This window comes from Pontibacter chinhatensis (assembly GCF_900113285.1).
Lineage (GTDB): Bacteria > Bacteroidota > Bacteroidia > Cytophagales > Hymenobacteraceae > Pontibacter > Pontibacter chinhatensis.
This window is the reverse complement of the sequence record NZ_FOOT01000003.1, coordinates 173,075-194,846: the sequence shown is the minus strand read 5'-3', so window position 1 is coordinate 194,846 and position 21,772 is coordinate 173,075. Positions and strand designations below refer to the sequence as shown.

The 21,772-nt window shown below is 54.1% G+C and carries 19 protein-coding genes and 1 tRNA gene; 15 read left to right on the top strand and 5 right to left on the bottom strand.

The window, feature by feature from the left end; translation table 11 throughout:
- Positions 1-75: 75 nt before the first annotated feature.
- Positions 76-1,179, top strand: coding sequence for a tetratricopeptide repeat protein (locus BM040_RS10010; protein WP_092100708.1), 1,104 nt, complete (start codon positions 76-78; stop codon positions 1,177-1,179).
- Between the two features lie 360 nt (positions 1,180-1,539).
- On the opposite strand, the gene BM040_RS10005 is transcribed toward BM040_RS10010, so the two are convergent.
- Positions 1,540-1,612 (bottom strand) — tRNA-Phe (locus tag BM040_RS10005).
- 170 nt (positions 1,613-1,782) lie between these two features.
- Between BM040_RS10005 and BM040_RS10000 the strand changes: the two genes are divergently transcribed.
- From BM040_RS10000 to BM040_RS09965, 8 genes are all read left to right on the top strand, one after another.
- The gene (locus BM040_RS10000; protein ID WP_092100707.1) at positions 1,783-3,156 is read left to right on the top strand and encodes a (Fe-S)-binding protein; all 1,374 of its coding nucleotides are present in this window, start codon (positions 1,783-1,785) and stop codon (positions 3,154-3,156) included.
- A gap of 106 nt (positions 3,157-3,262) precedes the next feature.
- Positions 3,263-4,081 (top strand): (Fe-S)-binding protein, encoded by an 819-nt coding sequence (locus BM040_RS09995; RefSeq protein ID WP_245756179.1) that lies wholly within the window; start codon positions 3,263-3,265, stop codon positions 4,079-4,081.
- A gap of 162 nt (positions 4,082-4,243) precedes the next feature.
- Positions 4,244-4,726, top strand: a complete 483-nt coding sequence (locus BM040_RS09990) for a hypothetical protein (protein WP_092100706.1) — start codon at positions 4,244-4,246, stop codon at positions 4,724-4,726.
- 36 nt (positions 4,727-4,762) lie between these two features.
- Positions 4,763-6,703: a CHU_0125 family OmpA-like outer membrane integrity protein gene (locus BM040_RS09985; RefSeq protein ID WP_245756178.1), complete on the top strand. Its 1,941-nt coding sequence runs from the start codon at positions 4,763-4,765 to the stop codon at positions 6,701-6,703.
- A 200-nt stretch (positions 6,704-6,903) separates the two neighbouring features.
- Positions 6,904-8,073, top strand: coding sequence for an AIR synthase related protein (locus BM040_RS09980; protein WP_092101455.1), 1,170 nt, complete (start codon positions 6,904-6,906; stop codon positions 8,071-8,073).
- Positions 8,074-8,336: 263 nt separating this feature from the next.
- Complete coding sequence (locus BM040_RS09975) at positions 8,337-9,032, top strand: outer membrane beta-barrel protein (protein ID WP_092100702.1); 696 nt, start codon at positions 8,337-8,339, stop codon at positions 9,030-9,032.
- Between the two features lie 7 nt (positions 9,033-9,039).
- On the top strand, positions 9,040-9,717 hold the full coding sequence (locus BM040_RS09970; RefSeq protein WP_092100700.1) for an outer membrane beta-barrel protein: 678 nt from the start codon (positions 9,040-9,042) through the stop codon (positions 9,715-9,717).
- Between the two features lie 73 nt (positions 9,718-9,790).
- Positions 9,791-10,570, top strand: a complete 780-nt coding sequence (locus BM040_RS09965; RefSeq protein ID WP_092100698.1) for a proline and serine-rich protein 1 family protein — start codon at positions 9,791-9,793, stop codon at positions 10,568-10,570.
- A gap of 686 nt (positions 10,571-11,256) precedes the next feature.
- Here the strand turns inward: BM040_RS09965 and BM040_RS09955 are convergent.
- Positions 11,257-11,496: a hypothetical protein gene (locus tag BM040_RS09955; RefSeq protein ID WP_139217790.1), complete on the bottom strand. Its 240-nt coding sequence runs from the start codon at positions 11,494-11,496 to the stop codon at positions 11,257-11,259.
- 99 nt (positions 11,497-11,595) lie between these two features.
- Positions 11,596-12,096 carry a DUF4293 domain-containing protein gene (locus BM040_RS09950; protein ID WP_092100693.1) on the bottom strand — a complete coding sequence of 167 codons (501 nt, stop codon included), beginning with the start codon at positions 12,094-12,096 and terminating at the stop codon, positions 11,596-11,598.
- Positions 12,097-12,162: 66 nt separating this feature from the next.
- Between BM040_RS09950 and BM040_RS09945 the strand changes: the two genes are divergently transcribed.
- From BM040_RS09945 to BM040_RS09915, 6 genes are all read left to right on the top strand, one after another.
- The gene (locus BM040_RS09945; RefSeq protein WP_092100691.1) at positions 12,163-13,362 is read left to right on the top strand and encodes a thiolase family protein; all 1,200 of its coding nucleotides are present in this window, start codon (positions 12,163-12,165) and stop codon (positions 13,360-13,362) included.
- Between the two features lie 139 nt (positions 13,363-13,501).
- Positions 13,502-14,248 (top strand): tRNA pseudouridine(38-40) synthase TruA, encoded by a 747-nt coding sequence (gene truA / locus BM040_RS09940; RefSeq protein ID WP_092100689.1) that lies wholly within the window; start codon positions 13,502-13,504, stop codon positions 14,246-14,248.
- A gap of 34 nt (positions 14,249-14,282) precedes the next feature.
- A complete protein-coding gene (locus BM040_RS09935; protein ID WP_092100687.1) occupies positions 14,283-15,590 on the top strand; it encodes a cystathionine gamma-synthase family protein in 1,308 nt (435 codons plus the stop codon).
- A gap of 691 nt (positions 15,591-16,281) precedes the next feature.
- Complete coding sequence (locus tag BM040_RS09925) at positions 16,282-18,051, top strand: ABC transporter ATP-binding protein (RefSeq protein ID WP_092100683.1); 1,770 nt, start codon at positions 16,282-16,284, stop codon at positions 18,049-18,051.
- The gene (locus BM040_RS09920; protein ID WP_092100681.1) at positions 18,051-18,572 is read left to right on the top strand and encodes a GyrI-like domain-containing protein; all 522 of its coding nucleotides are present in this window, start codon (positions 18,051-18,053) and stop codon (positions 18,570-18,572) included. The genes BM040_RS09925 and BM040_RS09920 overlap by 1 nt, the downstream gene beginning before the upstream one ends.
- Positions 18,573-18,662: 90 nt before the next feature.
- Complete coding sequence (locus BM040_RS09915; protein ID WP_092100679.1) at positions 18,663-19,271, top strand: TetR/AcrR family transcriptional regulator; 609 nt, start codon at positions 18,663-18,665, stop codon at positions 19,269-19,271.
- Positions 19,272-19,289: 18 nt separating this feature from the next.
- On the opposite strand, the gene BM040_RS09910 is transcribed toward BM040_RS09915, so the two are convergent.
- Positions 19,290-19,706, bottom strand: a complete 417-nt coding sequence (locus tag BM040_RS09910) for a hypothetical protein (RefSeq protein WP_092100677.1) — start codon at positions 19,704-19,706, stop codon at positions 19,290-19,292.
- Between the two features lie 153 nt (positions 19,707-19,859).
- Positions 19,860-21,641, bottom strand: a complete 1,782-nt coding sequence (locus BM040_RS09905; protein WP_092100675.1) for an ABC transporter ATP-binding protein — start codon at positions 21,639-21,641, stop codon at positions 19,860-19,862.
- Between the last annotated feature and the right edge of the window lie 131 nt (positions 21,642-21,772).

Sequence of the window (21,772 nt, the reverse complement as noted above, 5' to 3'; positions counted from 1 at the left end):
AGTACGGATAATGAGGTTAAGTGTATAGGTTTAGTTAAATTTAAGGCTGATCCAAGATAAAATTCTGATACCTGCTTGAGCCATAACCACTACCAAGTATTAGGAGTAGGCCAGACGGCCTCGGCGCAGGAGATAAAGACGGCATATAAGCGGCTCGCAATAAAATACCACCCCGACAAAAACCCCGGCAACCAGTTTTCCGAGGAGATGTTTAAGCAGGTGAACGCCGCCTACCAAGTGCTGTCAGACCCTCGCAAGCGTGCGCTCTACGACCTTCGGCTGCAATACCAGCGCGAGCAGCAGCACCGTGCCGTTATGCAGCACCAGCCCCGCCGCTACGAGCCTCGTCACTACACCACCCGCGAGCCCGCCGGGGTGCACGAGCGGCATTACAAGAAACGCCAGCCCAAGAGCAGTGGCTTCTCGCGCAAAGACTGGTACATTACGGTGGCTTTTGTCAGCGGACTTATACTTTTCAGCCTGCTGCTCAAAACCGTTATGGATCACATCGCCGGGGAAGATAAGTATAAAACAGCGCTTACCTACATAGCAGACGGAAAGTATACGAGCGCGCACCGCCTGCTCACGGATGCCATCCACTTTATACCCGATAAGGCCGCCGCTTACGAAGCCCGCGCTATGATTGAGTTGGATGTGTATGAAAACTATAACTCGGCGCTACAGGACCTGAACAAAACTATATCGCTGCAGGAACAGCCCTCGGCGCAAGTATACTACATGCGCGGCCGCAGCCTGCAGCAGCTGGAGCAATACCGGCAGGCAGAGGAGGACCTTACAAAGGCGCTGGAGTTGAACGACAGGCTCTGGCATGCCCACCTGAAACGGGGAGAGATACGCCTTTTCTACCTGCACAAGTATGACGACGCTATTGCCGACCTAAACACCTTTCTTAGGAACAGCAGCACTGGCCCGGAGCAGGTAGAGGCGCTAACCTTCAGGGGCTTTGCTTACTACAAACAGGGGCAGTGGGAGCAGTCGGCGCAGGACTACCAGGCCGGCCTTGTGGTGGACAAGGCAAACGGCCGCCTGCACTACCTGCTGGGGCGCACCCAAATGGAGCAGCAGCTGCCGGATTCGGCCTGCGTGCGCTTTTCCAAAGCCTATGAGCTGGGCTATAGTGCCGCCCTGCTGGAGCTGCGGGCCAGGTGCCAGCCCTAATGCAGTTCTCCAGATGTTACTTCCCGTTCCCAGGCTTCAATTTAAATGGCCGCTATACTGCCGTTGCCGCACCGCAGGTAGGCAGAGTCGCCCTTCATGGCAGAACCCAGATTAGTGTTGATGCTAAAGTATAAACAGGGGCCGGAAATCCTCGTTTTAGTGATAAATAGGGCCACTTAACTAACTGAGGAAGGGTAACTGAACGGTTACCGGCTGCGTTATGGAATTGGCAGAAGGTCTGTTCGCCGCTTTCAGATGGAGGGCGGAAGTGATTATCAAAACCCGTCTCTGACGCTGTTGAAGGCCTTTTGCAAAGGGTGCAAAAACAAAAAACCCTCACCGGTTAGAGTGAGGGTTTCGTGGTGATGAGTGGAATCGAACCACCGACACAAGGATTTTCAGTCCTTTGCTCTACCAACTGAGCTACATCACCAGCTCTTGTTGTGCCCCTTTGTTCCGAAAGGGTATGCAAAAGTAGTAACCAATTTTGAAGTAGCAAACATTCGGCGGAAAAATATTTTAAAAAAAGTATGCCAGCGTACACCTTTCTTAATATTCCGCTATCTTTATCTACCAAATAGTATGTATAACGAATAATTTGCCGTGATAGGAATAGAGAACATCATCTTTTTAATTGTGGCTGCCGTTGGCATCGGGCTTTTTGTGTGGCAAATCCGCAAGATCCGCAAAAACATCCTGTTGGGCCGCGACACCGATCTGGCTGACAACCCTTCGGAGCGCATCAATAAAACCTTGCTGGTGGCCTTTGGCCAGCAGAAGATGTTTAAGCGCATGCTGCCAGCCGTGCTGCACCTGTTCGTGTACGTGGGCTTTATCGTGATAAACATCGAGGTGCTCGAGATTCTGATCGACGGCATCTTCGGCACGCACCGCGTGCTGGGCTTTGTGGGTCCGCTCTACAGTGGCCTGATGGCGATAAACGAAATACTGGCCGCGCTGGTGATCATTGCCTGCGTTATGTTCCTGTGGCGCCGCAACGTAACCAAAGTGCCGCGCCTGGCTACGGGTGTAGAGATGCGCGCCTGGCCTAAGATGGACGCCAACGTCATCCTAATTACAGAGATTGTGCTGATGCTGGCGCTGTTCGTGTTCAACATCGCCGACCTGAAGCGCGTGCTGCTGGCCGGAGAGGAAGTAGTGGGCGCATACCCCATCAGCCAGTTCTTTGTGGATGCTTTTGGCAACGACCCGGACCAACTGTATGTGATTGCCAAGGTAGGCTGGTGGTTCCACATCCTGGGCATTTTGGCCTTCATGAACTACCTGCCGAGCTCCAAGCACTTCCACATCATCATGGCTTTCCCGAACGTGTACTACTCCAAGCTGCTGCCAAAGGGCAAGTTCACGACCAACCCGGCCATTACGCATGAGATCAAAGCCATGCTGGACCCCAGTTACCAGCCGCCTGCTCCGGAAGTGGATGCGGAAGGCAACCCCGTGGTGCAGCGCTTCGGTGCTAAAGACGTGGAAGACCTGACCTGGAAGCAGCTGATGGATGCCTATACTTGTACCGAGTGCGGCCGCTGTACTTCTGTGTGCCCGGCCAACATCACGGGCAAGCTGCTCTCGCCGCGCAAAATCATCATGGATACCCGCGATAGGATGGAGGAGAAGGGCGAGCATCCGGCCATTTTCGCCCCTAACCACTACAAGGAGATGGGCGTGGAGCGTGTGCAGACCACCGAGCAGAAGGAGCTGCTGCGTGGCTACATTACCCCGGAGGAGCTTTGGGCCTGCACCACCTGTAACGCCTGCGTGGAGTCCTGCCCGGTAAACATTGACCAGCTCTCCACCATCATGGACCTGCGCCGTTTCCTGGTGCTGGAAGAGTCGGCTGCGCCGGCCTCCCTGAACGCCATGTTCACCAACATCGAGAACAACGGCGCCCCATGGGCCTTCCCGGCCTCCGACCGCTTTAACTGGGCCGAGGATCTGTATGTACCGAGTAAAAACTAGACAAAAGAATTTTGAGACAAAGGATAAAAGACTTCGTGACATAGGGCCTTCAGATTGAATCCTTTGTCTTTTGTCAAATAGTCCTTTGTCCTAAGTATAAAATCAGATGGAAGAGAATAGAAGATTAGTAAAAGTGCCGACCATGGCCGAGATGGCTGCCAACGGCGAGGAGCCGGAAGTGTTGTTCTGGGTAGGTTGTGCCGGCGCTTTCGACGACCGCTATAAACGCGTAACCCGTGCCTTTGTGCAGATCCTGGAGCATGTGGGCGTAAAGTATGCCGTATTGGGCACCGAGGAGAGCTGCACCGGCGACCCGGCCAAGCGTGCCGGCAACGAGTTCCTGTTCCAGATGCAGGCGCTGACCAACATTGAGGTGCTGAACGCTTACAACGTGAAGAAGATTGTGACGGCATGCCCGCACTGCTTTAACACCATCAAAAACGAGTACCCGGACCTGGGCGGCAACTACGAGGTGATCCACCACTCCACGTTCCTGCAGCAGCTCATCAACGAGGGCAAGGTAAAAGTACAGGGAGGCGAGGCTTTCAAAGGCAAGCGCATCACCTTCCACGACTCCTGCTACCTGGGCCGAGCGAACGATATTTACGAGGCGCCGCGCGACGTGCTGGCTGCCCTGGATGCCGACCTGGTGGAGATGAAGCGCAGCCGCGCCAACGGTTTGTGCTGCGGCGCCGGTGGTGCCCAGATGTTCAAGGAGCCGGAACCAGGCAAGAAAGACATCAACATTGAAAGAACTGAGGAGGCCCTGGCCACCTTGGGAGCCGGTAATGGCGTGATAGCCACCGCCTGCCCGTTCTGCATGGTGATGATGAACGACGGGGTGAAGAACAAGGAGCAGGAGGAAAGCGTAAAAGTGTTCGATATCGCCGAGCTCATTGCCCAGGCCGAAGGGCTTTCTAAATAATTGATGACTTTGTTAAATAGATTCATCGTTGTATCCGAAGAAACGAGAAGTATAGAAGTATACTTTCCGTTTGACAAGTATAAGGTACAGCATGCTCGCCTGGCTAACATTTAAATCGTAGCCGGGTTAACAATTTAACCATCAACAATACAACCATTAACTATGTATATTCCGTTTGACCAATTGCCCCCGCAGGCACGTATCTGGATTTACCAAGCCAGCAGGCCTTTGACGGAGGCAGAACAGGTTGAAATAAAGCCGCTTCTGGAGCGTTTTGCTACTGAGTGGAGCAGCCACGGCAAAGGGCTTCAGGCATCGGCGACGCTGCTGCACGGGCGTTTCCTGGTGCTGGCTAACAACGAGGATGCCACCGCCGCCAGCGGTTGCTCTATCGATGCCTCGGTAAGGTTTGTGCGGGAGCTGGAGCAGCGCTACAGCCTCTCGTTTATGGACCGCACGCAGTTGGCCTTCCTGGACGGGGAGAAAGTGGAGTTGGTGCCTATGCCAGAGCTGAAAAGCAAAGTGGCCGCCGGCGAAATTAAAGAGAATACGTTATACTTTGATACGCTTATAACCAATTACGGGGAGCTGCAGCAGGCATGGCCACGGCCGGCCGGCAACAGCTGGCTTTCCCGCTATTTCTGATCCGGCTAAACTTAATACTACTTGTTCATGCACAACATGCTTCGACAAAAGCCACTGGCAAGGCAACTGCAACAAACCGGTTTTATCGCGCTGCTCGTGCTGCTGCTCAGCAGCTGCGGCGCCAGCCAGTACCTGAGCAAAGGCGACAAGCGTTTTGGGCAGGAGGAGTATGAGCGGGCCATTCAATTCTACATGCAGGCATTGGGCAAGGCAAACAACGCCGGAGAGGTGAACTATAAGATTGCAGAGGCCTACCGCCGCTCCAACCGCCTGGCTGCCGCCGAGCCCTACTACAAAGCCGCCATAGATGCCAGCTACCGCAAAGAGGACGCTTACTTCTACTACCCGCTGGCCCTGAAGGCGAACGGCAAGTATGAGGAGGCGCTGCGCCGCATGGGCGAGTATGTGAAGGTGGCCAACAGCCCGCAACTACGCTCCATGGCCCTGCGCGAGCTGGAGAACATGCAACAGCTGAACGAGATCCTGGGGCAGGGCGAGCGCTTTAAAGTACAGAGCCTGGAGGCGCTCAATACCGATGCCTCTGAGTTTGGCCCTTACGTGCAAGGCAACGAGCTGATTTTTGCCTCCACACGCGGCCCGGGCAAGGAGTACTTGGGCAACGGCGAGGGCTTCCTGGACATCTACACCACCACCCTGACCGACTCCGCTGCTGAGATGGGCGGGGCCGTGCACAAGTATGAAAGTATAAATAGCGAGGACCTGCACGAGGCGTTCGCTACCTTCACCAACGACGGCTCGGTGATGGTATTTGCCCGTGGCAACGAGGGCACCAAGAAGGGCCGCGAGAATGTGGACCTGTTTGTGACCTACCGCCGCGCCAATGGCTGGACCGAGCCCAAAGAGCTAAGTATAAACGACCCGGAGGCTTGGGACTCTTCCCCCGCTTTCACGCCTGATGGCAAAACCTTATACTTCTCCTCCAGCCGCAAGGGCGGCTTGGGCGGTACGGATATCTACAAATCAACCTTAGACGATAACGGTCGTTTCTCCAAGCCCGAAAACCTGGGGCCGGAAATCAACACGTCCGGTAACGAGAGCTTTGTGTCGGTGGGGCCGGACGGGACGGTATACATTGCCTCCGACGGATTGCCTGGTTTGGGTAACCTCGACCTGTTCCGCATCGAGAATGGCAGGCCCGTGAACCTAGGCAAGCCGGTAAACTCGCCGGGCGATGATTTCGGAATGTACTTTGTGAACGAGCAGTTCGGCTTTTTCTCGTCTAACCGCGAGGGCGGCAAAGGCGGCGACGACCTGTACCGCTTCGTGCGCAGCGACCGCAAGCTGGTGAAGTTCTTCGTGGACGGCACGCTGTACCAGCTGCGCGAGGGAGCCCGCCAACGCACGTTGGTGCCGAACAACACCGTTATACTTCAGGATGCGACCGGCAAGCAAATCGCCATGGCCAGCACCGATGCTGAGGGCAAGTTCTCCTTTCCGCTCGATTCTGCCTCTACCTACTCTGTGGTGGCCGAGAAACCGAACTACTTTACCGCCCGCCAGCGCGTAACCACCGAGGGCAAGATGCCGGCCCAGAGCGAGCTGAAAGACCCGATGAACGAGGTGCGCCTGACGACGACGCTGGTGCTGAACGAGATTGTGAAAGAGAAACCAATTGTGCTGGAGAACATCTTCTACGACTTCGACAAGGCCAACATTCGTCCGGACGCAGCCGTGGAGCTGGACAAGCTGGTGCAGATACTCATCGACAACCCGGCCATCTCCATCGAACTGAGCTCCCACACCGACTCCCGTGGCTCCGATATCTACAACGTGGACCTGTCGCAGCGCCGTGCCGAGTCTGCCGTGGAGTACATCATCTCGAAAGGCATCGACCGAGCGCGCATCACGGCCAAGGGCTACGGCGAGAGCCGCCCGGTGGTGAAAAACGCCAAAACCGAGGAGCAACACCAGCGCAACCGCCGCACCGAATTTAAAGTGGTACGTATACAGGAGTAATCAGTGTAGCGCTACTATAGATGGAGCCGCATGGGTTTTATACTTGTGCGGCTCTTTCCGTAGTATACTTTGGGCGGTCTATACTTTGCTGAAGTATAAAGTATAGTATCAGGGGCTGCTCCCTTGAAGTATAATAAATGGCCTATACTTTCGGGAATGCCATTCCCTTTGCTAAATTTGTAGGCAAGTCATCTGAAACTATGGAAAATAGATATTTGCGTCGCGGCGTATCCGCCTCTAAGGAGGATGTGCACAACGCCATCAAGAACATCGACAAAGGGCTTTTCCCGAGAGCTTTCTGTAAGATCATCCCTGATATACTTACCGGCGACGAGGAGTACTGCGCCATCATGCATGCCGACGGAGCCGGCACCAAGTCCTCGCTGGCCTACATGTACTGGAAAGAAACCGGTGACCTGAGCGTATGGAAAGGCATTGCTCAGGATGCCGTGGTAATGAACACCGACGACCTGCTGTGCGTGGGCGCTACCGATAGAATATTGCTCTCGTCTACTATTGGCCGCAACAAGAACCTGGTGCCGGGCGAGGTAATTGCTGCCATCATCAACGGTACCGAGGAGGTGCTGCAGATGCTGCGCGACAACGGTGTGGGCATTTACAGCACCGGCGGCGAGACAGCCGATGTGGGCGATTTGGTGCGCACCATCATCGTGGACAGTACCGTCACCGCCCGCATGCGCCGCGACGAGGTGATCTCGAACCACACCATCCAACCCGGCGACGTAATCGTGGGCTTTGCCTCTTACGGCCAGGCCACCTACGAAACAGAGTATAACGGCGGCATGGGCAGCAACGGCCTTACCTCGGCCCGCCACGATGTGTTCCACAAGTACCTGGCCGCCTCTTACCCCGAAAGCTACGACCCAGAGCTGCCAGCCGACCTGGTATACTCGGGCAATATGCGCGTGACCGACATCGACCCTGAAACAGGCATGGAGGTAGGCAAACTGGTGCTCTCGCCTACGCGCACCTATGCGCCTATTGTGATGGAGATTCTGAAGCAGCACCGCAAAAATATCCACGGCATGGTGCACTGCTCGGGCGGCGCCCAGACCAAGGTGCTGCACTTCACCGAGAAGGTGCACATCATCAAGGACAACCTGCTGCCGGTGCCGCCGCTGTTCCGCATCATTCAGGAGCAGAGCCACACCGACTGGATGGAGATGTACAAGGTCTTCAACATGGGCCACCGCCTGGAGATTTACCTGCCCGAGGAGTATGCCCAGGACCTGATTGCCATCTCGAAAAGCTTTAACGTGGAGGCCCAGATCATTGGCCGCGTGGAGAAGAGCAAACGGAACGAGCTCACGATTCGCAGCCCTTATGGCGAGTTTTACTACGAAGGCTAAGTTATACTTTACCTATACTTTACAAGCGCCACAGGTACAGCACCTGTGGCGCTTGCTTTTTTTCCGGGGCTGATGTGACAAAGGAATAGAAAAGTGGGATGGTAAAAACAGCCGCAAACGCAGCAGCGATGATTTTAAAGTATAGGCTAGGTGAAATACCCCTAAAAGCCGATGTAACAAAAGCACCTCAAATTGCCTTGTTGATATAGCTTAATATAGGTATGTTTATATGATTTGTGCTGTTTGCTGCCTCATAACCAGATATGAAAACACTACAATTATCCCTTCTGCTTCTGCTTTTCTCGTTGGCTGCAGTGGCGCAAACTCACCCTGATTCAGCCTCGGTGCCACCCAAACGGTTTTACGTGGGCATTGAGCTGAGCAGCATTTCCTACAGTATGTGGGATAACACCAAGAAAGTAGGAGGAGGGTTTACGCCTATTGCGCACGCGCATATAGGTTATAGGCTAACCAAAAGGATGAACGTACAGGTGGGGCTAACCTACGGAAGGGATAAAGAAGATGTTCTTTCCGGAATATACTACGGTTATAACGATACGATTATTAACCACTACAGGAGTAAGGACAGTTATGGCGTGGCTATGCCGCTTACGGTGCACTTCACCCCATTTAACCCCGCCCGTAAGGTTCAACTTTATGCTACTGCTTCCTTTATTCCCATACTCGGTTCTACTTGGCACCAAAATTCTGAGGAGTATGAAGGAAATAGAGTCGTGACGTTTGAAAGTGATGACGCTGGATTATATGCCATTGTAACGGCAGGCCTACAGCTCAATTATAAAATCAATAATCGTTTTGAAGGCTACGGGAAAGCCAATCTGTATTATAAGAACGTCAACCAATTTACTGAGTATGCCAAGCAAGCCAGGTCGGTGTCCATTGGCCTCAATTACAATCTCAACCTGAAGCGGGAGAAGCAAGGCGGCTTTTTAGATTAACCTCGATATGAAAACATTCCAGCTATCTCTTCTGCTGCTGCTTTCCGCCTTCGCTGCTGTGGCGCAACAAACTCCGGCCAAAGATTCTGCAGAAACCAAATTCTTTGTAGGGATGGGGGTAAGTAACACAAACTACCCGATAATGGGGGAGGCCAAACATGAAGTCATTAATACAATAGTTCCGATTGCAAATGTTCATTTGGGGTATAAACTAAACAAAAGAACAATGGTACAATTAGGAGTCGGTTATGGTGCCAATGAGATAAACGGGTACAGAATAGCTGTATCAGGAGGCAACTACGGGGACTTCCATAGATATGAACGTATTCGAGGAATCGTTACTCCCTTGACCGTAAAATGGACGCCTTTTAACCCATATAAAAGGCTGCAGCTATATGTGAATGCATCGCTTGCTCCTGTTTTTGGCCACATGAAGGCAAGAGCAACAGAAACTTATGATGAGGAGGTGATTACACTGTATGATGATAAATTTTACACGTTTGATTTGGTTGCCACGGCAGGCTTAACGCTCAACTACAGGCTCAACAAGCGACTATATATTTATGCTGATGGTATCCTGCTTTACAGGAACTTATACTATTTGCCGGCTTCAGGCAACTACTTTAGAGGGAAATCAGCGGGCATTGGCCTGAACTACAACCTTAAGCTGAAGCGGGAGAATTAAAGCTTAGCTTCTTTAAGCTAAACTGGCACAGAAATTGGGATAGCGCAAGTATAAGTAAAAACCTATACTTGCCATGAGAAAGCTTCTACTACCGATCCTGCTTGTGCTGCTGGCGCTGCCGGTATGGGCGCAGGCCTCCATACTTGTTTTTACTGCCGAGCGCGGCGAGTCTTTTCAGGTGAAAGTGAACGGGCGTACCCTCAACCATACCGCCACCAACTATGTGCGCATGAATGCCGTGCGCCCGGGCGAGCATTATGTGGAACTGCGCGTGCGTACCCGGCATGGCATGTATAAAATGGGGCAAAAGGTGTTGGTGCCGCATGGGGTAGAGGCTACCTACGGCGTGCGTACCCTGGGCCGGAGCGGGAAGGCGCACCTCAAGCTCCTGAGCGAGGTGCCGCTGAGGCCGGTGGTCGTGGTGCCCGCCCCGCCTTTGCCCCGCTACCCGGACCACCACCGCCACGACGCGTACTGCGGCCACGACCGCTACGATGATCGGTACGACGATAGGTATAAAGACGACCGCTACCGAGATGACTACCGTGATGGCAACTGCCGCAACCTGCTTTCCGGTCGCGAGCTGGACCGCCTGGTAGACGCCATCCGCCACCGCGACTACGAGAGTACCAAGCTAAGTATAGCGCGTGACGGGCTGCGCGGCAACAGCATCATGGCCGACGACCTTAAGCGCCTGCTGCTGCAGTTTGACCATGAGAGCACCCGCATAGAGTTCGCCAAATATGCCTACGACTACCTCTGCGACCGCGACCGCTTCTACTACGTCTTTGACGCTTTCCGCCACGACAGCAGCGTACGCGAGCTGGAGGAGTACGCCAGAAGGAGAAGGTGAGGGGAGTTAGAGAGTTGAGGAGTTTGGGAGTTAATGAGTTTAAAGTTTAGCGTGAGATAAGTTGGCGCGGCGCAGGTTATACTTGCGCCGCTCTTTTTTTATTTCCTTTTCCTTTGAGAAAGTTCTGTAATACCGGGCCCAACCATCCCTGCCCCTCCTTGGCCAAGGAGGGGAGTTCTGTAGTTACCTGGGCTAAGGTAAAAGTTCTATAGCCTCAGTCCTCGCGCGGACAGGTCGCGACCTGTCCCTACAAAGTATAAACCCACCCCAGCCCCTCCCATGAGGGGAATTGTCTGCACACGATTACACCCCTATTAAGCTGCGCTCGCAAGCTTCGAACTCGCGTGCTCGATTGTCCTCAAGGGGACAGTTTATACTTGTTGCATCAGATACCATGGCTATTGAGGTTGATTCCCAGTTTTTCTGGGAGGCGCCTATGCGAGTTTTTCCGGTGCCCGGAGGGCATTGCGACGTCAGGAGCAAAGGAAAAGCTCCCAGCGCCGAGCGGGAAAACGAGGCCTCCCGGCCTGGGAGGGCACCAAAGCTAGAGATGAAACGAGACGTTCATGGGAACTAGAGGGGGAACGGCAGCTAGCAAGGATAGCCTGGTTCAGGTTGCGGGAAGCAGTACCTAGAGAAGTATAAATCACCAGAAGTATAAATCACCGAGTATAAAAAGGCACAAGCTACAAGCTCCCGCCAGCGAAAGTATAAAGCAGGAAGTATAGCCAGAGTATAAAGTACAGCTCAAGTATAAGTATGGCTCCGTGAGCCAGTTGAGTCACAAACTCAACACCATAGTAGACACGAGTTACAAACTCGCGCCAGCAGCGGAGAATGGAAGTATTGCACAAGTATAAAACCCTGTTCATCCACTCCTCCTGCAAATCCTGGTTAGGACAAGTATAAAAGAACAGCCGAAGCAAGTATAAAAATCATCTTCACCAACACTAAAGCCCTTGAAAACAAAAAAGGCGGGTGCTGCCGAAACAACACCCGCCTTTCATTTATACTTTCCTTAAAAACTACCTCAGCCTATCCACTGACCTTACCAAATCCTCATCGCGCTTGATGAAGCGGTTGGCCAGGGAGTTGAGCACCAGTGCCAGCAGCGGCATAAAGAAGCCCGCTTCAAACGTGCCCTTCTCGCCAGGCAGCACCAGGTCGCCGCCCACAAAGTAGGCATAGTAGAGCATGGTAATAAGCGTGGCCATCAGAATCAGCGTGTTCAGTAAGCCCAGCTTCATCTGGTTCAGGCGGCTTTTATACTGGAAAATTTCATACACGGCAATAACAATAGCGGCAATCGCCAGCATACCAATGGCGATAGTCCCTCGCTGCGGCACACTGCCTGCCTCACCCGGCTCGCCTTGCTCCGTCAGGAAGTAGGACTTCATGTTCCAGGCGGTCAGCACTACTTCCTCGCCCGTGGTTGGGTCAGTTTTAGACCACAGCGGCAGGAAAAGCACACAAATCATTGCGATAGCCAGCAGGGCCAGAAATACGGTTTGAATTCTTTGTATCATGTGATGGTTAAATTATCTTGCAAAGAGATGCAAAATTAGACAAAGACCTGTAAAACTAAAATTAAGATGCGCACTGCCTACATAGTTGATATACTTAGGACCCCTGTCGGCAAGTTTGGCGGCACCCTCAGCACGGTACGCCCCGATGACATGGCAGCGCTGGTGATGAAGGAAATCGCGGCCCGGAACCCTGGGCTGGACCCCGCTTTGATAGAGGACGTGGTGATGGGAGCAGCTAACCAGGCCGGCGAGGACAACCGCAACGTGGCCCGCATGGCGCTGCTGCTGGCAGGGCTGCCGCAGGAAATTGGCGGCGTTACCGTAAACCGCCTCTGCGCCTCCGGTTTGCAGGCGATGATAGATGCCAGCCGTGCCATTGCCAGTGGCGACGGTGACGTATACCTGGCCGGCGGCGTGGAAAATATGACGCGCGCCCCGTTCGTGATGGCTAAAGCCGAAACAGCCTTCTCCCGCACCCCGGAAATTTACGATACGACCATAGGGTGGCGCTTTACCAATCCGGCCTTGTCTAAGCTGCACTATCCGTTTGCCATGGGCGAGACAGCCGAGAACGTGGCGGAGCGCTACGGCATTTCACGTGAAACCCAGGACGAGTTTGCCCACAGCTCGCAGGTAAAGTATAAAGCGGCGGCTGAGGCCGGTAAGTTCAATGATGAAATCGTGCCGGTGCACATCGCGCAGCGCAAAGGCGAGGAGATTGTGTTCGACACCGATGAGCACCCGCGGCTGTCTTCCGTGGAGAAACTGGCCACTTTAGCGCCTGCTTTCAAAAAAGGCGGCTCGGTAACGGCCGGTAATTCTTCGGGCATTAACGATGGGGCGGCCGTGTCGATTATCGTGAGCGAGGAGGTGCTCAAGCGTTATGACCTCAAGCCAATGGCACGCGTGGTATCGGTCGCTGTGGCGGGCGTTGACCCGGCGCACATGGGCATCGGTCCGGTACCGGCCACGCAAAAAGCCCTTAAGCGCGCCGGCTTAAGTATAAAGGACATAGACCTGGTAGAGCTGAACGAGGCCTTTGCCGCACAGGCCATTGCCTGCCTGAACGAGCTCGGTCTGGACCCGGCGAAGGTAAACGTGAACGGTGGTTCCATCGCCATTGGTCACCCGCTTGGCGCCAGCGGTACCCGCATCTCCGCCACCCTGCTGCACGAGATGAAGCGTCGCGACAATGCCAGGTATGGCTTGGCTACGATGTGCGTAGGCGTAGGCCAGGGCGTGGCCGTTATCTACGAGAAAGTATAACCAAACGCTTGCAGTGCTCGGAGGTCCTGCGGGAGTTTGGTACAAAGTATAAAAAGGGGGCTGCCCCTTCTAGTAGTAAAACAGGCAGCCTTGCGTCTTTTGTCTTATGTCTTTTGTCTCAAAACCATACCTTTGCTTTATGCGGTATTTTTTAGAGATAGCTTACGACGGAACACGGTTTCATGGGTGGCAGGTGCAGCCAAACGCCCTCTCGGTACAGGAAATATTAGAGGATTGCCTTTCGAAGGTGCTGCGCGAGCCCATCAGCACCACCGGCAGCGGCCGCACCGATACGGGCGTGCACGCCATTCAGCAGTTTGTGCACTTTAACGCCCAGCTGCCTCTGGACCCGCAGCAGGTCGTTTACCGCCTCAACCGCATCCTGCCAGACGATATCTCGGCCCTCAATTTATACCTGGTGCAGCCCGATGCGCACGCCCGTTACGATGCCTTTGCGCGCACTTATCACTATCACATCACCCTCCGTAAAAATCCCTTCAAACGGTTGCATGCCTGGTATCACAGCCGCCCGCTGGATGTGGAAAAGATGAACGAGGCCGCCGCCATACTGCTTAATTACGAGGATTTTACTACCTTCAGCAAAGTGAAGGGCGATACCAAGCATTACCGTTGCAATATGTATGAGGCCGTGTGGGAGCAGGCAGGAGAGGAGTTGGGCTTTACCATCCGAGCCAACCGTTTTCTGCGCGGTATGGTGCGCCTGGTAGTAGGCACTTTGGTAGACGTGGGCCGCGGCAAGCTAACGGTAGAGGAGTTTGAGCAGATTGTAGCCAGCCAGGACAGAAGCCGGTCCAGCGGGGCCGCGCCGTCGGAGGGCTTGTACCTGGCCAAAGTAGAGTATCCATCCGAACTATTTATACCTTAAAACTAATCAACCCTTAACCCATAACTAACCTACTATGCAACTGGAAGAGGACCATCTGGGCCCGCACCTAAACGGAAAACACGTGCGGCCGGAAAGCTTAATGATGAGCTACGGGTACAATCCCGAGTGGTCGGAAATGGCTGTGAAAGCCCCGATTTACCAAACATCTACCTTTGTTTTTAAAAGTGCCGAGGAGGGCAAGGCCTTTTTTGAGCTGGCCTATGGCCTGCGCGAGAAGAATTCCGAAGAGCAGCTGGGCCTCATCTACAGCCGCCTCAACAACCCCGACCTGGAGATACTCGAAAACCGCCTTCGCTTCTGGGACGGTGCCGAGGAAGCGGCCGTGTTCGCCAGTGGGATGGCCGCCATCAGCACCACGCTGCTGGCCCTGCTCAAGCCCGGCGACGTGATTCTGCACAGCGAGCCCATTTACGGCGGCTCCGATTATTACATCAAAAACATCCTTCCCAAGTTCGGCATCCAAAGTATAGGCTTTCAGGCTTGTGCCACCGGAGAGGAAATCGCGCAGCAGTTGGAGGCGTCCGGCGTAGCCGATAAATTGGCGATGATTTATCTGGAAACGCCTGCCAACCCCACCAACCACCTCGTGGACATTGAGGAATGCGTGGCGCTGGCCCGGAAACACTCTACTGCCGATAAAAAAGTAGTCGTGGCCGTGGACAATACCTTCCTGGGGCCGGTGTTCTCGCATCCGCTTAAGCACGGCGCTGACCTGGTGCTTTACTCTGCCACCAAGTATATTGGCGGCCACTCCGACCTGATTGCCGGTGCCTGTGCCGGTTCTGCAGCCCTGATGAAGCAGGTGAAAGGCATGCGCACTTTTGCTGGCTCTATGGCCAGTCCCTGGACCGGCTGGATGCTGATGCGTAGCCTGGAGACCCTGAAAATACGCATGGAGGCGCAGGCCCGCGGCGCAGAGGTGGTGGCCCATTACCTGAAGCAGCACCCGAAAGTGGAGAAAATCTACTACCTCGGTGACCTGCAGGACAACCCGCGCCAGCAGGCCATTTACCAGAAGCAATGCACCGCCGCCGGCTCCATGATTTCCTTCGATATCAGGGGCGGCGAGAAAGAAGCCTTCAGGTTCCTCAACAGCCTGCGTCTGATTAAGCTGGCCGTGAGCCTGGGTGGCACCGAGTCGCTGGCCGAGCACCCCGCCTCCATGACCCACTCCGATATCTCGCCGGCCGACCGCGCCAAAATGGGCATCGGCGAGGGTATGGTCCGCATCTCGGTAGGCGTGGAGCACCCGGAGGATATTATCTCCGACATGGAACAGGCTTTTGCTAAAGTAGAAGTGGCTGTAGAGGCGGAAGTATAAAGTATAAGCTCTGAAGTATAGAAAGGCCGGGGCTTAAGTATAGCTTTGGCCTTTTTTATTTACTGGCGCGGGCGTCTAAAGCATTTCCGGGTCCAACCACCCCTGGCCCCTCCTTGTCTAAGGCGGGGAGTCTGTAACTGCTTTAGCTGAAGTATAAGTTCTATAGTTTCAGTCCTTTCGCAAAGTATAAACCCACCCCAGCCCCTCCCAAGAGGGGAATTTATACTTGCTTCTGTTGTCATCTCGAGCAACGCGAGAGAACTATCCAGAATTCTAGTTAGTTCTCTCCCGATGGTCGAGATGACAGCAAGGGCAGCGGCTATCGATTCTTTCCCATCCTTTGGGTTGAGCGCCTTGTAGATTTCCGGTGCCGCTGTGGCGGCATTGCGACCGAAGGGTAGCAAAGGAAATGTACACCGCGCGATGCCCGAAGGCGAGGCCTCCCGGCCTTGAGGGAGCCAAAGCTAGAAATGAAACAATAGGTAGGTAAGACTGGAGGATGAACGGTAGCTAAAGAGGATAGCTTGTGTCAAGATGCGGGAAGCAGCGGCTATGAAAGTCTAAAACCCTTCCTCTACAAATCCTGAAAATCCTGAGCCAAAACCATTAACTTTACAATCGGTTAAACAGAAGCGCTCGTACAGAGGAGACAGTGCAGCAACAGTAACCATACTTAAGCAGGAGCATACTTTTGGAAGATACATCGAAGCCAACCGGTAAAGTATTCGATTCGGACGTGCTGAAGCGGCTTTTTGCCTTTGTGAAGCCTTATATCCGGACCTTCTTCTTTATCGTTTTCCTGACCTTTGCCTCGGCCATCCTGGCTGCGGTGCGCCCCTTCCTGATTCAGTGGACGGTGGACAACGAGATCCTGAACAACGATTGGGAGGGCCTCAACCGCATGTTCGTGATACTGGGCGTGCTGCTGGTGGTGCATGCCATTGTGCAGTACCTCCATACTTACTTTGCCGGCTGGCTGGGCCAGCACGTGGTGCGCGACATCCGCGTGAAACTCTACCGCCACATCCTTAACCTGCGCCTCAAGTTCTTCGACCGTACGCCTATCGGTACCTTGGTTACCCGCAACGTGTCGGACGTGGAAACGCTGTCGGATGTGTTCAGCGAAGGGCTGGCCGCCATGATTGGCGACATCCTGCAGCTGGTGTTTATCCTCGGCTTCATGTTCTACATCGATTGGGAGCTGGCCCTGGTGAGCTTGTCCACGTTCCCGCTCATGCTCATCAGTACCTACATCTTCAAAGAGAAGATAAAAACCACCTTCCAGGAGGTGCGCACGGCGGTGGCGCGGCTTAACTCGTTTGTGCAGGAGCATATCACGGGCATGAGCATCGTGCAGATCTTCAACAACGAGAAGCGCGAGATGGAGAAGTTCCAGGAGATCAACAAGGAGCATACTCGTGCCAACATCCGCTCGGTGCTCTACTACTCGGTTTACTTCCCTATCGCTGAGATTATCGGCGCGGCGGGCCTGGGCCTGCTGGTGTGGTACGGTGCCTACGGCGTAATTGAGGATGAGATCACGCTGGGCACCCTGATGGCCTTCATCATGTACATCCAGATGTTCTTCCGCCCGATCCGTATGATTGCCGACCGCTTTAACACGCTGCAGTTGGGCGTGGTGAGCACCGAGCGCCTCATGCGCCTGCTCGACAACAAAGAGATGATCCCGGACAGCGGCACCTACGCCCCCAAGAAGATAAAAGGCAACGTGCGTTTCGAGAACGTGTGGTTTGCCTACAAAGATGAGGACTGGGTGCTGCGCGACCTTTCGTTTAACGTGAAGGCAGGCGAGACCGTGGCTTTTGTGGGCGCGACGGGGGCTGGTAAAACCTCGGTGATCAACCTGCTCAACCGCTTCTACGAGATAAACAAAGGCCACATCATTGTGGATGGCCACGACCTGCAGGAGTATGACCTGAGCGTGCTGCGCCACCACATCGGCGTGGTGCTGCAGGATGTGTTCCTTTTCTCCGGCACCATTGCCGACAACATCAGCCTGGGCAACAAAAGTATAACCGAGGAGCAGATGTGGCACGCAGCCGACTTGGTGGGAGCCCGCAAATTCATTGAAAGGTTGCCGGGCGGACTGCACTACCAGGTGATGGAGCGCGGGGCCACCTTATCCGTAGGCCAGCGCCAGCTTATCTCCTTTGTGCGCGCCATGGTCTACAACCCCGAGATCATCATCCTCGACGAGGCCACCTCCAGCGTAGACTCCGAAACCGAAGAACTGATACAGTACGCCATCGACCAGCTCATGCATGGCCGCACCTCCATTGTGATCGCGCACCGCCTCAGCACCATCCAGAAAGCCGACAAAATTATTGTGCTGGACCGCGGCGAGCTGAAGGAGATGGGCAACCACGAAGAACTGCTGGAGCACAACGGCTACTATGCGCAGCTGTACCAGATGCAGTACAAGAACATGATCGATCAATAATGAACAAAAAGGTTTTCTACATAGTGGCGGGCATTGCCACTGTCGTGTTGGTTTTTTATACTTACCTGGGCGGGTTTACGGCGGCGGACACCTCCCTTGCAACCTCCCAAACCATGTACGTGGCCGGCCAGTCGTTTGAAGGGGCAGTAGAGGACAAGGCGCTCGGGCAAGCCTTTCAGCGGGTGTCGCAGGTGCTGCAGGAGAAAAAGCTGGAGGGTCACCCAGGCAACATCTACTACAACGACCCCGACAGGAGCGGCGACAGCCTCCGCGCCTTCATCGGCATCATCATCCCAGACTCTACAGTTAAACTACCCGAAGGCTATACGTTGCGCACTGTGCCGGGTGGCCGCAAAGTGGTGCGTGCAGAGGCAACAGCCAACATTGCCCTGCTTCCCAAGAAGCTCTACGGCGCCGTGTTCGACTATGCCAAGGAGGAGAAACTGAAGCTGGAGGAGTTTTACGTGGAGTGGTTCCCGGAAGATGACAAAGGTGTGCTGGAGGTGCCTGTAAAGGAATAGCGCTATACTTGCAAGTATAGATTTATACTTTAACTTTGGGAGCAGCGGGTTTATATTTCACGCACTCCCCATCACCACAGCAATTATACTTTGGGCAAGAAAGCAGAGGCTAAAAAAGAGCTGATCTTAGAGGCAGCCAAAAGCGTGTTCGGCAGGTTGGGCTACAGCAAAGCCACCCTCGACGACATTGCCGCGGCCATCGGCATGAAAAAGCCCTCGCTCTACTACTACTACAAAAGCAAGGAGCTGCTCTACATGGAGGCCTTCTCGCAGGAGTGGAAGGCCCGCCTCTCGCACATCAAGCAACTGGCCGAACACGAGCCCAACCCGCATAAGCGCCTGCTGCTCTACATCCAGTCCTCGCTGCGCTACTACCAGGAAATCGTGTCGGAGCATACCATCTCCATCAAGGTTTTAATTGAGACGCGCGCCATGTTCCAGGAGTTGTTCCGGGAGTCGAGGGGCAAGGAGGCCAACTACTACGCCACTGTGATAAAAGAAGGAATCGCCAAGGAGGTTTTCATCCCCTGCGAGGCTGAGCGCGTCGGCTACTCCATCATGACGGTAAAAGACTTGATTCAATTCGAGGAGTTCCAGCGCGCCGATTTCCACCAGCTCCCCTCCATCGACTTTGAGAAAATTGAGCGGGATGTGCTCTACACGGTAAACCTTATACTTAACGGGGTGGCTAAAGTATAACGCATAAAAAAAGCGGCACTATTGCTGTGCCGCCCGAAGTTCGTCTAATTTCGCCCGCAGGGCATCCACATCAGGCTTGTGGCCCTTGGCTATCTCGGCCGCTTCCAGCTCTATCAGCATGTTTTTCATCTGCCGCAGGTAAGCGGCCTTATCTTTCTTCAGGCAACCTTTCTTGCTGGGCTCGTGGCAGTTTCCATCTGCGTCCATCGGCTTAAACATACTTCCCTCTCCGTAAATGAGCCACTGCGGGTTCAGGTCGTCGAAGTGCTTTACAATCGCCACCAGCTCATCCAGCAAAATATTGCAGCCGTTGATAATGTTGTTGAGGGTTTCCTCGGTGCTGCCGGTGATGGCTTTGAGGTCCTCCATTTCCAGTTCCTTCAGGTTGGTGTAGAATCTGAATCTTTTGCCGATTTGCTGTAAGTCGATTGCCATATAAAGAGTTCGTTTAGAGGGTGTAAATGCGATAGTAAATTTGCTATACGTAAGCATAACAGATTTCGCGCAAAAAAAATCCCGAGCCTTAATTTTGGCGAGCTTAAGCCCTCTCAGAAATGGCTAACGAAGTATAAGAGTCAGCGAATTTGACTAAGCGTCCTCCTGCTGCAGCTGGCGCTCATACAGCTGCTTGTACAGCCCGCGCTGGTTGATGAGTTCTTCGTGCGTGCCGTGTTGCACAATCTCCCCGTCGTCCAGCACCAGGATGCGGTCGGCCAGTTTCACCGACGATACCCGGTGCGAGATGATGATGCTCGTGCGGTTCTGCATGATGCGGCGCAGGCTGTTGAGGATGGCGTTCTCCGTCTTGGTGTCCACGGCCGAGAGCGAATCGTCGAGGATGAGGATGCTGGGCTCCCGCACCAGCGCCCGTGCAATGGACACGCGCTGCTTTTGCCCACCCGACAGCGTGATGCCCCGCTCGCCGAGCTTGGTGTCAAACTGCTCCGGGAAGCGGATGATGTTCTCATACACGTCGGCATCCTTGGCTGCCTGCACCATCTGCTCCTCGGTTATACTTGGCAGGCCAAACCCGATGTTGTTGCGGATGGAGTCGGAGAAAAGGAACACGTCCTGCGGCACGTAGCCTATCTGCTTGCGCAGGTTTTCGATGTTATAGTCGCGCACGTCAATGCCGTCTATCAGGATGCGGCCCCTCGTCACGTCGTACATGCGCGGTAAGAGGTTGGCGATGGTGCTCTTGCCCGAGCCGGTGTTGCCGATCACAGCCAGCGTTTCGCCGTGCCTGATGTCGAACGAAACGCCCTTTAGCGCATGGATGCCGGTGTCGGGGTACACAAAGTCCACGTTCTCGAACCGGATGTCGCCGACAATCTCCCGGCTGATGTTTTGGCGGGAAACGATGTCGTTTTCGGTGTGCAGGAACTCGTTGATGCGGGCCTGCGAGGCGGCCGCGCGCTGCACCAGGCTGGCTGTCCAGCCCAGTGAGGTCACCGGCCAGGTGAGCATGTTCACGTAGATGATGAACTCGGCGATGTTACCCGTGGTGATGCTGCCGTTGATGACCTCCTGGCCACCAATGTAGACGGTGATTATCGTGCTCAGGCCCACCAGAAACAGCACCAGTGGAAAGAAGAGCGAGTTTACAAAGTTCAGCTCCAGCGACTTATCCTTGTAGGTGTTGCTGGCGGTGGTGAAGTTGTTGTGCGAGTCGTCCTCCCGCACAAAGGATTTCAGAACCCGGATGCCCGAGAACGCCTCTTGCACAAAGGTGGTGATGCCCGACAGGCTGCGCTGTATCTCGTCGGATTTGCGCTCGATGATGTTATTGACGTAGTAGATGCTGATGGCAAGTATGGGCAGCGGGATCAAAGTATACAGCGTCAGTTTCACGTTTACCGACAGCATGTAGGGGATCACCATCAGGAAGAGAATGACCAGGTTAATGCCATACATGATGGCCGGCCCCAGGTACATGCGCACGCGGCTCACGTCCTCCGAAATGCGGGCCATCAGGTCGCCGGTGTTGTTTTTGCGGTAGAAACTAAGCGGCAGCGTCTGGTAATGGGCGTAGATCTCGTTCTTCAGGTCGTTCTCCACCAGGCGGCTCATCACAATGATGGTTTGCCGCACAAAGAACAGAAACACGCCGCGCAGCAGGGCCATCAAAAGTATGATAACGCCATACACCAGTATGCTTTTAGAGAAAATGCTGTAGACCACCTCCTGCTGCTCCATGCCGCTAAACAGGCCGTAAAGGCTTATTCCCTCCTTTATCAGGTTAAATGCGTGGCGCACCACCTGCGCCGGCAAAATCTGGAAAAAGTTGGAGATAATGGTAAACACAAGCCCTAGCAGGAGCCTGTATTTATACTTGAGAAGGTATTTATTTAGATATCGTAACGATTTCACAGTCAGAACTTGATGCCCTAGCGCTTTTACGCAGAGTTAGCCGGCGCAAATTGAAATAACCAAAAAAAGATTTAATTTTGCTGCGCGAACGGAGAGGGCTGATGTTTGCCTCCCCCATTCACAAAGATAGA

Bases quoted from the DNA above. Each gene is read 5' to 3' on its own strand.
- BM040_RS09985 (WP_245756178.1), top strand. From the start codon at position 4,763: ATGCTTCGACAAAAGCCACTGGCAAGGCAACTGCAACAAACCGGTTTT.
- BM040_RS09975 (WP_092100702.1), top strand. From the start codon at position 8,337: ATGAAAACACTACAATTATCCCTTCTGCTTCTGCTTTTCTCGTTGGCT.
- BM040_RS09920 (WP_092100681.1), top strand. From the start codon at position 18,051: ATGAACAAAAAGGTTTTCTACATAGTGGCGGGCATTGCCACTGTCGTG.
- BM040_RS09910 (WP_092100677.1), bottom strand. From the start codon at position 19,706: ATGGCAATCGACTTACAGCAAATCGGCAAAAGATTCAGATTCTACACC.
- BM040_RS09970 (WP_092100700.1), top strand. From the start codon at position 9,040: ATGAAAACATTCCAGCTATCTCTTCTGCTGCTGCTTTCCGCCTTCGCT.
- BM040_RS09935 (WP_092100687.1), top strand. From the start codon at position 14,283: ATGCAACTGGAAGAGGACCATCTGGGCCCGCACCTAAACGGAAAACAC.
- BM040_RS09950 (WP_092100693.1), bottom strand. From the start codon at position 12,096: ATGATACAAAGAATTCAAACCGTATTTCTGGCCCTGCTGGCTATCGCA.
- truA (WP_092100689.1), top strand. From the start codon at position 13,502: ATGCGGTATTTTTTAGAGATAGCTTACGACGGAACACGGTTTCATGGG.
- BM040_RS09995 (WP_245756179.1), top strand. From the start codon at position 3,263: ATGGAAGAGAATAGAAGATTAGTAAAAGTGCCGACCATGGCCGAGATG.
- BM040_RS09945 (WP_092100691.1), top strand. From the start codon at position 12,163: ATGCGCACTGCCTACATAGTTGATATACTTAGGACCCCTGTCGGCAAG.
- BM040_RS09980 (WP_092101455.1), top strand. From the start codon at position 6,904: ATGGAAAATAGATATTTGCGTCGCGGCGTATCCGCCTCTAAGGAGGAT.
- BM040_RS09990 (WP_092100706.1), top strand. From the start codon at position 4,244: ATGTATATTCCGTTTGACCAATTGCCCCCGCAGGCACGTATCTGGATT.
- BM040_RS09965 (WP_092100698.1), top strand. From the start codon at position 9,791: ATGAGAAAGCTTCTACTACCGATCCTGCTTGTGCTGCTGGCGCTGCCG.